Raw genomic sequence first — 13,518 nt, 5'->3', positions numbered from 1 at the left:
ACAGGTACTTAAAACCTGAATACATAGGGTTTTAAGAGCAAACCCGGAGAACTGAAACATCTAAGTACCCGGAGGAAAGGAAATCAATTGATACTCCCCTAGTAGCGGCGAGCGAACGGGGACCAGCCGAGCCTTGAGAGTGATCAGAACATGTTGGAAAGCATGGCCATAGCGGGTGACAGCCCCGTATGAGAAGCTCGATGGGACGTATTAAGTAGGGCGGGACACGTGAAATCCTGTCTGAAGATCGGGGGACCACCCTCGAAGGCTAAGTACTCCTTACTGACCGATAGCGAACCAGTACCGTGAGGGAAAGGTGAAAAGCACCCCGACGAGGGGAGTGAAACAGTACCTGAAACCGAGCGCCTACAATCAGTCGGAGCTTGACTGGACTCTAATGACAATCTGCTTCATGAAGTGTGCAAACACTCAATAATGGAGCGGACAGTGTCGGACCTGGCTTTTATTACAGATGGAACAGCAGCAGCAATCTTCTTCATCGCAGGATTGGTTGATGCCGGTGTTAACCATTGCCCAAACGAGGGGTGCTTCGCAAAAAACGAAGTACAATCATATAACAGCCTTGCGGTCGGCACGACGCACTTTCAGAAGAACGAGGTTGGAGAAGAATTCTACTTCCGGCGCGAAACAGCCCGAGCAGATGGACCGTTTCAACGCGTATGGGGTGTTTCTGCTTCAAGTGATGGTGAACTTTGGGCTGGTTTCGGCCACGCCTACACGGTTTCCAATCGCAAAGATAACCTCTTTCTGACCTTGAATGCGATGACCGGCCTTTATGAAGAAGGCAGCGGCGTTGATCTCGGCGGGCCGATCGAATTTCGGTCTGGTATCGAGGTCGGATACAAAAACAAGCAAGGGGTAAAGATGAGCCTGAGTGTCGACCATCGGTCGAACATGGGCATCTACAGTTACAACCCTGGCCTTGAAACGGTGCAATTCCGGGTGTCCATACCAACCAGATAAGGTTGTCATTAGTGTCCAGTCTTGTGACGGCGTACCTTTTGTATAATGGGTCATCGACTTGGTCTATCTAGCAAGCTTAAGCCGTTAGGTGTAGGCGCAGCGAAAGCGAGTCTTAATAGGGCGTCGAGTTAGATGGATCAGACCCGAAACCGAGTGATCTAGGCATGACCAGGCTGAAGGTAAGGTAACACTTACTGGAGGGCCGAACCCACATCTGTTGAAAAAGATCGGGATGAGTTGTGCCTAGGGGTGAAAGGCCAATCAAACTCGGAGATAGCTGGTTCTCTGCGAAATCTATTTAGGTAGAGCGTCATCCGAATACCCTCGGGGGTAGAGCACTGGATGGGTAATGGGGCCCCACAGGCTTACTGATCCTAACCAAACTCCGAATACCGAGGAGTACTAGATGGCAGACACACAGCGGATGCTAACGTCCGTTGTGGAGAGGGAAACAACCCTGACCTACAGCTAAGGCCCCCAATTCGTGGCTAAGTGGGAAAGCAGGTGGGACGACCAAAACAACCAGGAGGTTGGCTTAGAAGCAGCCATCCTTTAAAGATAGCGTAACAGCTCACTGGTCTAAATAAGTTGTCCTGCGGCGAAGATGTAACGGGGCTCAAGCCACGAGCCGAAGCTTAGGATGCCGTAAGGCATGGTAGCAGAGCGTAGTGTGACATAGTTCCATTCCTCCTTAGTGCCGTTCGCGGTACATTGGAGGAGAGGAACTTTCTGTGAAGCCGGCGCGTGAGCGATCCGGTGGAGAGATCACTAGCGAGAATGATGACATGAGTAGCGACAAACAGGGTGAGAGACCCTGTCGCCGAAAGTCCAAGGGTTCCTGCTTAAAGCTAATCTGAGCAGGGTAAGCCGACCCCTAAGGCGAGGCCGAAAGGCGTAGTCGATGGGAACCAGGTTAATATTCCTGGGCCAGGAGGATGTGACGGATTGTGAAGGTTGTTCAGGCTTATCGGATTGTCTGGGCCGCTAATCAGTCCCTGGAAATAGCACCTCCATCAGATCGTACCCTAAACCAACACAGGTGGACTGGTAGAGAATACCAAGGCGCTTGAGAGAACGATGTTGAAGGAACTCGGCAAAATACCTCCGTAAGTTCGCGAGAAGGAGGCCCAGTTTCTACGCAAGTATTGGCTGGGGGCACAAACCAGGGGGTGGCGACTGTTTACTAAAAACACAGGGCTCTGCGAAGTCGCAAGACGACGTATAGGGTCTGACGCCTGCCCGGTGCCTGAAGGTTAAAAGGAGAGGTGAGAGCCTTGAATTGAAGCCCAGGTAAACGGCGGCCGTAACTATAACGGTCCTAAGGTAGCGAAATTCCTTGTCGGGTAAGTTCCGACCTGCACGAATGGCGTAACGACTTCCCCGCTGTCTCCAACATCGACTCAGCGAAATTGAATTGCCTGTCAAGATGCAGGCTTCCCGCGGTTAGACGGAAAGACCCCGTGCACCTTTACTACAGCTTCGCACTGGCATCAGGATTGTGATGTGCAGGATAGGTGGTAGGCTTTGAAGCAGGAACGCTAGTTCCTGTGGAGCCTCCCTTGAGATACCACCCTTCGCACTCTTGATGTCTAACCGCGGTCCGTTATCCGGATCCGGGACCCTGCGTGGCGGGTAGTTTGACTGGGGCGGTCGCCTCCTAAAGAGTAACGGAGGCGCGCGAAGGTTGGCTCAGAGCGGTCGGAAATCGCTCGTTGAGTGCAATGGCAGAAGCCAGCCTGACTGCGAGACTGACAAGTCGAGCAGAGTCGAAAGACGGCCATAGTGATCCGGTGGTCCCGCGTGGAAGGGCCATCGCTCAACGGATAAAAGGTACGCCGGGGATAACAGGCTGATACTGCCCAAGAGTCCATATCGACGGCAGTGTTTGGCACCTCGATGTCGGCTCATCTCATCCTGGGGCTGGAGCAGGTCCCAAGGGTACGGCTGTTCGCCGTTTAAAGAGGTACGTGAGCTGGGTTTAGAACGTCGTGAGACAGTTCGGTCCCTATCTGCCGTGGGTGTAGGATACTTGAGAGGAGTTGCCCCTAGTACGAGAGGACCGGGGTGAACGATCCACTGGTGGACCTGTTGTTGCGCCAGCAGCAGTGCAGGGTAGCTATGATCGGACAGGATAACCGCTGAAGGCATCTAAGCGGGAAGCCCCCCTCAAAACAAGGTATCCCTGAGGACCGTGGAAGACCACCACGTCGATAGGCCGGAGATGTAAGCGCAGCAATGCGTTCAGTTGACCGGTACTAATTGTCCGATAGGCTTGATTTGATCCAGTAGAAGTCAGACTGACTTACTGGTCGAAAGCATACACACCATTGTGTACGACTTGGAATTTCAAGGGTTTTTCTCGGTTTGGTGGTCATAGCAAGAGCAAAACACCCGGTCCCATCCCGAACCCGGCCGTTAAGTGCCTTAGCGCCGATGGTACTGCGTCTTAAGACGTGGGAGAGTAGGTCGCCGCCAAACCTAGTAAGACCCTTGAAGGTATCTCTCTTACGATGACGCCCTAACCACCGATCTTTGCTTAGGGCGACGCAATTGGCGCGGGATGGAGCAGTCCGGTAGCTCGTCAGGCTCATAACCTGAAGGTCGCAGGTTCAAATCCTGCTCCCGCAACCAAAATTACCCACATATAACAAGGATTAACGCGCCGCGCCTATTTAGCGGTCTTTGGTGTGTGAGCGCTTGGTGCTACGATTGAACGTAAAGCGTTGAATAAGCTGGCCGGTGCGTCTGGCAATTACAAACGCGTTCTGTCGTCGGTTTTCAGGGGAACTCAACTGGCACGGAGTATATGGCGAAAGCCTAGGGTGGCAGCTAACGACTCTAATATCGAAGCCATGACCACTTCGTCGAATATAAAATATTAATTTTGCAACATGGCTGAGGATTTCAAAGAATAGGAAAAGATGAATGTTTTAAGTTTTACGCGCCTTGCTTAACTTGGGTTGCGACAACATAATCCATTGCGGGAGCTGGCCATGACGCTTGGCAAAACAGTTTTTGTCTGCGGTGTATCAGTTTCAACGGTTTTTCTACTTTCTGCAGATTTTACTTTCGCGCAGAACATCGATGTTCTGTCAGCTTCCACTCAGGACCGTATGCCTTTCGAATTCGATGCAGGGGCTACATTCTCGGAGCAGTATACCGACAATGTGTTTTTAACGGCCAACGACCGCCGCTCAGATTTCATCACGGTTTTTGCGCCTTGGATGGGGCTGTCGTACCGGGCGGAAAATTTCCGGCTGAACCTGGAGGCAAGTGCCGAAATCGCGCGTTTTGCCGAAAACTCGAACGAAGACTACGAAGATTATTTCCTGGGGGGCGAAGCGCAATATCGTATCAGCGATACGGTTTTTGCCTTTGGCGGTCTGGATTACTCGCTGGGCCACGAAAGCCGTGAGTCCCCGGATGACGTGAACGGTTCGCGACCGACAGAGCTGCGTGAGGCGAGCGGATATATTGGACTGGGCGGCAAGGTGGCCGACCGCAATTTCCGTTTGGGCCTGAATGTACGGGACCTGAACTACGATGACACGCCCGCAGCATTGGGCGTGATCGACAATGATGACCGCGACCGCCGCCAGATCGAGTTCGGTGGGCGCCTTGGGGTTGCCAGCACCGAAAATGGCGAGCTGTTCGTTCAGGGAATTTACGATCACCGCGAATACGATCAGGCGATCGACAATCAGGGGGCCGGGTTTCAGCGCAGCTCCAAAGGCTACCAGGCCGCATTGGGTTATACCGGCGCGATCGGCCCGATGGAGGGCGAGGTTCTGCTTGGGCTAATGTCGCAGGACTATGACGACCCGCGATTTGGCACGACTGTTGCGGTTGACCTCGGGGCCGATGTGACAATGCCGTTGGGTGGCGGCACCGAACTCGACGCGATTGTCGAGCGCAGTATCGAGGAAACCACCCTGTCCGGCGCGTCAGGTTATGTATCCTCATCCGCGGGCCTGCGATTGCGCCATCGCGTGGCAAGCAACATGTCATTGGCGGCATACGGGTTTCTGACGCAAAACGATTATCAGAACCTTCCGCGGACCGACATGCTCAAGGAAACGGGGCTGTCGCTGCGGTACTATTTCAATCCGCGCCTTTATCTGGATACGAACTATGATTTTCGTCAGCGTCAATCCGACGTGGCCGGGGCGGATTTCGATGAACACAGGATCACGCTGCGCTTTGGGGCCTCTCTCAACCCGCGTTTCGACAAGAAAACCGATAATCTGGCAAAGGCAGGCGCAGGTGGCTTTTATGCCGGTGTGCAGGTTGGTGACAACGCCATGCATACCAAGGTTGACGGCCCGCGCGGCGCGGGCGGGAACCTGACGGCGGATTTCGGGGATCACGGCCTGGCCGGCGGGGTATTCGCAGGGTATCGGCGCGAATTCGGCAATCTCGTTCTGGGGGCCGAGGTCGAGGCGGAGCTCAACGATACGGAGTGGTCACACCTGGCGGGTCGCAACTTCGCGGTCGAACGCGGAAACGCCTATGCGCTAAGCGGGATTGCAGGGCTTCGTACGACCAGTGGCAATCTTTTGTACGGTCGCTTTGGCGTGGTCTCGGCGGAATTCGACAGCACCTATCAGCAAGGCGCAAACCCTGTTGTCGTCAAATCGGATAACGAAACCGGGCTATTGTTCGGGGTCGGCGCCGAGATTCCATTTGGCAACGGATTGTCCGGCCGGATGGAGTATCAACTCAGGGCCTATGACGACTATCCTATCGGGTCGCCCATGGGCACGGCAAACAATGATAATTTCGCCAATGTGGAAAGCCTTGCGCGTTTCGGCCTTGTCTATGCCTTCGGCAAGCAGGCAAGCACATCGCAAACGGCAACCAAGGCGGATTTCTCGGGCCTGTATGCCGGTGCGCAGCTTGGCCATGGAACGATCCAAAGCGATAATTCCGGACCTCGCCCCAATTCTGCGGCTCCGGCTTTCACGCTTGTCACCACCCGGGCAGGCCAAGGATTTACCGGAGGCCTTTTCGCCGGTTACGGCGTTCAGAACGGAAGGTTTTATGTCGGCGGCGAAGCGGAGTTCGAGCTTTCATCGGCGAACTGGAACGTGGAGCGCAGTCCTACTGGCAGGATCTACTCCGCTGAAAAGCTCTCGACCGTGGGCTTGGGCGTTCGTGTCGGCTATGTCCTGAACGACAATGTCTTGCTCTATGGGCGGGCCGGTGCCGTACGTTCGGAATTCGACTTTGACTATACCTATGGCGGGGCCGCCGTCGATATGAGGGAAACGCTGGACGGTATTCGGATCGGTGCCGGTATCGAGTTTCCTGTCGGTAAGAAAACGACCGCCCGGTTTGACTACACGCAAACGGAATATGACGCGAATGCCGTCTTTTATGGGCAGGGTACGGACCGTTTCGATACCTCGGAACGGCTATTCCATATTGGTCTGACGCGACAGTTCTGACAACCCGGCCCGCCGTATGGATCGGTTGACACAAATCAGTTTTTGAATGTGAAATCTGTGCTTTTGTAGATTCATGTGTCGTAAGTTTGTGCTTTTCGGCGCGCCGTTTTTGGCCCCTCGGGCTTGGTGCGCAATTTTGGCTCATAGGAGGATATTTGATGCCTGAACTCGTTCGGTTCAAAAAGTCGGTAAAAGGTATTCTTGCGGCTGGTGTCGCCGCAGTGGCGCTTGCCAGCACAGCGGTCACGCCGAATATGGCGCTGGCACAACAGGGGTCCGGATCCGGCAAACAGGCGCATGGCGCACAGTCCGGCGGCGGTGCCGGTGGTGGTCATGGTCAAGGTGGCCAGATGGGCGGCGCTGGCGCCGGGAAGGGCCTTGGCGGCATCTTCAAGGACATCACCGGCATGGACGACGACCCGGTCGGCGGACACGATGACACGGCAGATACCGCAGACGAAGGCGACGATGACTCCGACCGCCCGGAATGGGCCGGTCAGTCCGGGGGTAAGGATGGTGCAGGCGGCGGACAGCCGCCAAACGCAGGGTCAACGAAAGGTGATATTTTCGGTGATCTCTGGGTCATACTGCGTGACGAAAACGGCGTACCCATCCTGACCGATGAGGGATACGTGCAGCCGCTGGATGCGGATGGCAATCCCATCGAACTCGATGAAGAAGGGCACCCCGTCGACGAGACACTGACAACCGAGGTCGAGCTTGGCCGTCTGAACGTGGGCCGTGCACCATCGCGGGTTCTGACGACGCGTGCCGATGAGGTCATCGCCATTCTGTCCAGTGCAACGGACGTATCCACGGATGCCGCGGGGCGTCTGGTTCTGACGGTGGATGGAGAAGAGAAAACCATCGATTCTCCATTGGAGAACCTGGCGATCTACGTGTCGTTGCTGACGACTGGCAGCATTCCGGGGCTAACGCCCGGCGATCTGGTTGGCACTGAATACGACTTCATGGTGGATGGCACGTATACGCAGGCTGATCTCGATGCATCCGCCGCATTCCTTGCCGCTGCAACCGACAAGACAGGCGAATTCACGACGGATGAAATCGCCTATATCGACGCCTTCCTCGGCATCAACGCCACAACGGTCGGCGATGTTACGTATTCCGAGGTCGACTATTCGTCGTTTTCCTATGACCGTTCCGACACATATTCGGGCGTGACCACGACCGTGCTCGTGGAACAGGAGGACGGCTCCTTCAAGGCTGAAACCGTCGATGTCTACGACGTGGTGTTCGGGTCGGTGGATGACTCGGCCAGTGGATCTCTGGACGCTTACACTCTGGCCGCGGATGATGCGCGGGCGGTGATCGAGTTTATCCACGAATACGCCGTCCCGGAAGCTATCGAATGATCCAGTGAAGTGCGGGGCGGCCATGCCGCCGCCCCGCAGCCTTTGAAAGGATGGTCAACGTGTCACTTAACACTATGAATCGCCGCCTTGTCCTGACCGGGATCTTTGCCGTTATGCTTGCCGCGCCGGGCTTGGCACAACACACCGATGAAGGCGACGGTGACCACGCGCCCGGGGCGGGGCGCGGTGCCGGTGACGAAGGCGGTCATGGCGGTAGCCAGTTTGGCCGGCCCGAGGATGCCCACAGTGGCGAAGACGATCACGGCGATGATCATGTCGATGACCATGACGACGATCATGAATCCGATCACGCCAGCGGTGGGAAGGGCAAAGGCCCGCAATATCGTGGCGGTCGCGAGGCTATCAGCGTGGGCGTAGGCCATGGCCGCTCGCTGGAAGACAGGGTGCTTAGGTCGCAGCCATTCTAAACACGAACAGGCTACCGTCCGCCGAAGTCCGCCCAAAAGCCCCGTTGCGCATGGTGACGAACGAAGGGTGAGGGCCGCCTTCGGCCCGGAATTGGCAGGGGTGTTGCGGCACCAACCCGTCGCGACATAGACTGACAAGGTAACGACGGCCCCGTCATGCAGGTGTGCCCGCGCGTTCCCGAGTCAATTTTCAGGGACAACCCCAATGTCGCATTGGCCCCTTTCCCGCGAAGATATGAAGCGTCCGGTTTTCCGTTCGCTCGCGCAGGGTATCGCGGCGGCCATCGGGGCCGGTGCTTTACGTCCGGGGGATCGTCTTCCGACACACCGCGAACTGGCATGGAGCCTCGGCATCTCGGTCCAGACCGTCAGCCGCGCCTACGAGGAACTGATCCGCGCCGACATGATCGCTGGCGAAGTGGGGCGTGGCTCGTTCGTTCGTCCCGGCCCTCAGGCGCTCGATGGTATGCCATGGCAAGATGGCGCCACCAAACATCGGACAATCGACATGTCCCTGATGACACCCGTTCATCTCCCCGAGATGGACGCGGCATGGTCTGCATCCCTCGAAAGAATTGCCAAACGAGTTCCGGCTGGATTGGTCCAGGGGTCGCGACCGGATCAGGTGTCCGAGCGGTTTACCACCTCGGTTTGCGAGTGGCTTACCCGTTGTGGTCTTGTGACCAGCGGGCGGCGCATGACCATCACCAATGGTGTAACCCCGGCGATGTTCACAGCACTGTCCGCCGTCGCGAAACCCGGCGATGTCGTTTTGGCGGATACAGTCACCAGTCATTTACTGCGCCCGACAGCGCAAGCCTTGCACATTGGCTTGCGGGCCGTGCCAAGCGATGCGAATGGCATGTGCCCGGATGCGCTTCGTGAAACCGCGCGCAAGGCCCCCGGCGCGGTCAAGGCCGTTTACCTGCTTCCGGACGGGGCCGGTCCTGACCCGCGAATTCTCGACAAGACACGCCGTCACGCTTTGGCGCAGGTTGCTGAAGATACCGATCTGATGATTCTTGAGTGCGATCCCCTGGGCCCATTGGAACCACGCCGCCCGCCTCCGATCGTGACCATCGCGCCGGAGCGCACTTTTTATTGCACCGGCATGGCAAAATGCCTCTCTCCCGGTCTCAGAATCGGGATTCTGATCTCTCCCGGCAGCAAGTTTGAACTGACGGTGAACCGGCATACGGCGATGTCCTGGATGGCCACGCCACTGATCGCTGAAATCGCCGCGGATTGGATCGAATCGGGGGATGCGGATCGCGTACTCGACGCGCAGCGCGCAGAATTACAGGCGCGAAACAGGCTGGCGTCCCGCATTCTCGGGCCGCGCAGTCACGGCAACCTTTACGGGCTGCACCGCTGGTTGCCGCTTCCTGAAGGCACGCAAGAGGGCGCTGTCGTCAAATCCCTGCTGGATCAAGGTATCGCCGTTGCCCCCGGCGAACGCTTCGCTCTCACCGAGATGCCGCCTGCGATTCGCATCTGTCTTGGCGGTGCCGCACGCCATCAGGTCGAATACGCCCTGCATGAAATCTCGGCAGTCATCTCGTCCCCGGAGAGGCCGTCCAACAGCGACGAGAGCGGGACGTCGGTGAAATTGTCATGATTTAATATTTGCATTGACTTGAATGTTCTTAACATGAACGCTCCCTACAGAGCGCGATCAGAGAAAAAACGCGCCGCGAACATCAGAAACATGCGCGAACCTGTTCGCCAACAACATCAACACGGGGAGCAAATCATTGTCCTATTTCAAACTCGCTGCAACCAGTGCCCTTGCCCTTCTCGTCGGTAGCGGTGCCGCCCTTTCGGATACATGGCGCTACGCCTTCGAGGAAGCCATGGACGAGGTCCAGGGCAAGTTCGCCCAGAAGTTCAAAGAAGAGGTCGAGGCCAACTCAGACCACAGCATTCAGCTGTTTCCGTTCGGAACGCTCGGTGAATCCGACAGCATCCTGGAACAGACCCAGTCGGGCATCCTGCAATTCGTCGATCAATCGCCGGGCTTCACCGGGGCCCTGATCCCCGAGGCGCAGGTCTTCTTCGTGCCCTACCTGCTGCCGCAGGACGAAGAGAAACTCGCCACATTCTTTGAGGAATCGAAGGCCATCAACGAGATGTTCCCGCCGCTCTACGCCGAGCAGGGCCTCGAACTTCTCACCATGTTCCCCGAGGGCGAGGTCATGATGACCACGACCGAACCCGTTACCGGGCCGGCCGATCTCGACGAGGTGAAGTTCCGGGTCATGACAAACCCGCTTCTGGTCGAGAACTACAAGGCCTTCGGTGCCACGCCGACACCCCTGCCCTGGGGCGAGGTCTATGGCGCACTTCAGACCGGCATCATTCAGGGTCAGGAAAACCCCGCCTTCTTCATCGAATCGACGAAGATGTACGAGGTGACCGATCACATCACCCGCGCCGGTCACAACAACTTCACCACGGCGGTCATGGCCAACAAGGATTTCTATGACGGCCTGTCCGACGAGGATAAAACCGTTGTGAACAACGCCATCGACGCGGCCTTCGATTACATCATCGACTATCAGTCGGGCCTCACCGAGGAATCGCTGGCCAAGATCAAGGAAGCCAAGCCGTCGATGACGATCACCGAACTGACCGAAGAACAGCGCGAGCCCTTCATGGCCACCGCCGACTCGGTCGAGCAGAAATTCCTCGAAATCGGTGGCGATCAGGCCGAAGAACTGCTCACGCAGTTCAAGAAAGACCTCGAAGCCGTCGGTGCCGAGTAATCGGGAAACGCGCATTATTCGCGTGGCTGACAAAGCAACGAATCCGGCCATCAAGGAATGGCCGGATTCCCCCTATGCCAGTTTTCAATAAAAATCAGGATTTTGGCGATGAGCGAAGAAGAAAACCGTTCCAAGGTTGATCCGGATACCTCATCCGACACCCAAAGCCTCGCGGTCGAGGTCGCCGTCGATGATGATATCGACGATTCCAATTATGTCTCCGGCCTTCCCGGCTTTCTCGGGGTGATTGATGTCGTGATCGCACGGGTCGAGGCGGTGATGCTGGCCGTCGGCGTTCTGGCCATGGCCGTCAACACCATGGCCAATGTCATAGGCCGCTTCGTGATTGGCCAAAGCCTGTTCTTCTCCGAGGAAATCAACCGGGCGCTCATCATCCTGATTACCTTCGCGGGTATCTCCTATGCGGCGCGCCATGGCCGTCACATCCGCATGTCGGCGATCTTCGACACGATCGCGCCGCCGATGCGCAAGGTGCTGATGATCCTGATCGCCTTCGTCACGGCGGCGGCAATGTTCCTGCTGACATGGTATTCCATTGATTACCTTCTGGCGCAGGCCTCGCGCGGTCGCCTTCTGCCCGCGCTGCAAGTGCCCGTCTGGTGGATTATCGTCTGGGCGCCTGTCGGGTTCTTCCTGACCGGCGTGCAATACGCGCTGACCGGGATCAAGAACATCATCGAACAAGACATCTGGCTGTCGACCTCCACGCTCGAAGGCTACGACAACACCGGCGAAGAGGAGGTCTGAGTCATGGCCATTGCAATTTTCTCTGTCATGATCCTGCTGCTCCTCCTCGGGTTCCCGATGATGGTGCCGCTTATCGCCGGGTCGCTGATCGGTTTTATCGGCCTCTTCGGCGGGGTCGGCCAGCTTGATACAATGGTTCAGCAGATCCTCGGCGGCATTCAACCCGCCAGCCTGATCGCTGTTCCGATGTTCATCTTCGCCGCCGACATCATGACGCGCGGCCAATCGGCCAACCGCCTGATCGACCTTGTCATGACCTTCGTCGGCCACCTCAAGGGCGGGCTTGCCGTGTCCACCGCAACCGCCTGCACGCTCTTTGGCGCGGTCTCCGGCTCCACGCAGGCGACCGTGGTCGCCGTCGGCGGGCCGCTGCGCCCGCGTATGCTCAAGGCGGGGTACAAGGACAGCTTCGTTCTGGCGCTTATCGTGAACTCCTCCGACATCGCCTTCCTGATCCCGCCCTCCATCGGCATGATCATCTACGGCGTGGTCTCGGGCACCTCGATTTCCGAACTGTTCATCGCCGGGATCGGGCCGGGCCTGCTGATCCTGTTCATGTTCTCGGTCTACTCCTACATCTACGCGATCCGCGAAAACGTCCCGACCGAACCGAAATCGACATGGGCCGAACGCGGCGCCGCCATCCGGCGCGCGCTCTGGCCATTGGGCTTCCCGGTCATCATCGTGGGCGGCATCTACGGCGGCATCTTCTCCCCGACCGAAGCGGCGGCCGCCTGTGTGCTCTATGCGCTGCTGCTCGAAATGGTCGTCTTCCGTGAAATGACGGTCAAGCAACTCTATTCGACGGCCAAGTCCACGGGCCTGATCACCGCCGTGGTCTTCATCCTCGTCGGGGCAGGGGCCGCGTTCTCCTACGTCATCAGCTTCGCGCAGATTCCGCAGCAGGTGCTTGGCGCCATCGGCATCGACGAGATGGGCGCATACGGCGTGCTCTTCGTCATCTCCATCGCCTTTTTCGTCGGCTGCATGTTCGTCGATCCCATCGTCGTCATCCTGATCTTCGTCCCGATTTTCGCCCCCGTGGTGCAATCCGTCGGGCTCGATCCGGTGCTGGTCGGCACGATCATCACCCTTCAGGTCGCCATCGGCAGCGCGACACCGCCATTCGGCTGTGACATCTTTACGGCAATCGCGGTGTTCAAACGGCCCTATGTCGAGGTGGTGCGCGGCACCCCGCCCTTCATCTTCATGCTGCTCACCGTTGCGGTCCTGTTGATCTTCTTCCCGCAGATCGCACTGTTCCTGCGCGACCTGGCATTCGGCAAGTAAGGAGGCTGACCAATGTTCAAGAAAATCCTTCTGGCCTATGACGGGTCCAACGGTGCAGACGAGGCACTGCAAAAGGCCACCGAACTGGCCAAACTCGCCGGGGCCGAACTGCAGGTCCTCACCGTCTACCGTCACCATTCGATGCTTGAGGCATCCCTGTCGATGGTACGCGGTGGCGATGACGGGTCGGGCAACCTCGACGATGCGATGCGCGCGGCCTCCCGCGAGGCGGCGGAATACGCCAAGCAACGGGCAATCGACCTTGGCGCACCCGAGGTGCACGCCTTCATCAAGGGCGGGCAAACGGCCCGGACCATCGCGGCCTTCGCCAAGGATCACGACTGCGACCTGATCGTCGTCGGGTCTCGCGGCCTCGGGGCGGCGGAAAGCTATATGCTCGGCTCGGTCAGCCACAAGGTGACCAGCATCACGACAATCCCGGTTCTTGTGGTCTGACGGC

At 57.5% G+C, this 13,518-nt stretch carries 8 protein-coding genes, 1 tRNA gene and 2 rRNA genes (1 of these 11 only partly in view); 10 read left to right on the top strand and 1 reads right to left on the bottom strand.

Features of this window, described 5'->3' with window-relative positions; translation table 11 throughout:
* From FDP25_RS07730 to FDP25_RS07710, 5 genes are all read left to right on the top strand, one after another.
* A 23S ribosomal RNA gene (locus tag FDP25_RS07730) occupies positions 1 to 3,264 on the top strand; it begins 177 nt to the left of the window's first position.
* An 83-nt stretch (positions 3,265 to 3,347) separates the two neighbouring features.
* Positions 3,348 to 3,462 (top strand): 5S ribosomal RNA (gene rrf / locus FDP25_RS07725).
* Positions 3,463 to 3,538: 76 nt separating this feature from the next.
* Positions 3,539 to 3,615 (top strand) — tRNA-Met (locus FDP25_RS07720).
* Positions 3,616 to 4,097: 482 nt separating this feature from the next.
* A complete protein-coding gene (locus FDP25_RS07715) occupies positions 4,098 to 6,431 on the top strand; it encodes an outer membrane beta-barrel protein (protein ID WP_172982766.1) in 2,334 nt (777 codons plus the stop codon).
* A 158-nt stretch (positions 6,432 to 6,589) separates the two neighbouring features.
* A complete protein-coding gene (locus FDP25_RS07710; protein ID WP_154150482.1) occupies positions 6,590 to 7,807 on the top strand; it encodes a hypothetical protein in 1,218 nt (405 codons plus the stop codon).
* A gap of 62 nt (positions 7,808 to 7,869) precedes the next feature.
* On the opposite strand, the gene FDP25_RS07705 is transcribed toward FDP25_RS07710, so the two are convergent.
* On the bottom strand, positions 7,870 to 8,190 hold the full coding sequence (locus tag FDP25_RS07705) for a hypothetical protein (RefSeq protein WP_154150481.1): 321 nt from the start codon (positions 8,188 to 8,190) through the stop codon (positions 7,870 to 7,872).
* A gap of 250 nt (positions 8,191 to 8,440) precedes the next feature.
* Between FDP25_RS07705 and FDP25_RS07700 the strand changes: the two genes are divergently transcribed.
* The 5 genes from FDP25_RS07700 (at position 8,441) to FDP25_RS07680 (ending at position 13,514) form a co-directional block, all read left to right on the top strand.
* Positions 8,441 to 9,853, top strand: a complete 1,413-nt coding sequence (locus FDP25_RS07700) for an aminotransferase-like domain-containing protein (protein ID WP_154150479.1) — start codon at positions 8,441 to 8,443, stop codon at positions 9,851 to 9,853.
* 136 nt (positions 9,854 to 9,989) lie between these two features.
* Positions 9,990 to 11,000, top strand: a complete 1,011-nt coding sequence (locus FDP25_RS07695) for a TRAP transporter substrate-binding protein (RefSeq protein WP_246175789.1) — start codon at positions 9,990 to 9,992, stop codon at positions 10,998 to 11,000.
* 108 nt (positions 11,001 to 11,108) lie between these two features.
* The gene (locus FDP25_RS07690; protein WP_154150476.1) at positions 11,109 to 11,768 is read left to right on the top strand and encodes a TRAP transporter small permease; all 660 of its coding nucleotides are present in this window, start codon (positions 11,109 to 11,111) and stop codon (positions 11,766 to 11,768) included.
* A gap of 3 nt (positions 11,769 to 11,771) precedes the next feature.
* Positions 11,772 to 13,058: a TRAP transporter large permease gene (locus FDP25_RS07685; protein WP_154150474.1), complete on the top strand. Its 1,287-nt coding sequence runs from the start codon at positions 11,772 to 11,774 to the stop codon at positions 13,056 to 13,058.
* Positions 13,059 to 13,070: 12 nt separating this feature from the next.
* Positions 13,071 to 13,514 (top strand): universal stress protein, encoded by a 444-nt coding sequence (locus FDP25_RS07680; protein ID WP_154150472.1) that lies wholly within the window; start codon positions 13,071 to 13,073, stop codon positions 13,512 to 13,514.
* Positions 13,515 to 13,518: the final 4 nt, after the last annotated feature.

Origin of the sequence: Roseovarius bejariae (assembly GCF_009669325.1) — a bacterium.
Taxonomy (GTDB): domain Bacteria; phylum Pseudomonadota; class Alphaproteobacteria; order Rhodobacterales; family Rhodobacteraceae; genus Roseovarius; species Roseovarius bejariae.
The sequence above is the reverse complement of the archived record's forward strand: the minus strand, read 5'-3'. Positions and strand labels throughout refer to the sequence as shown.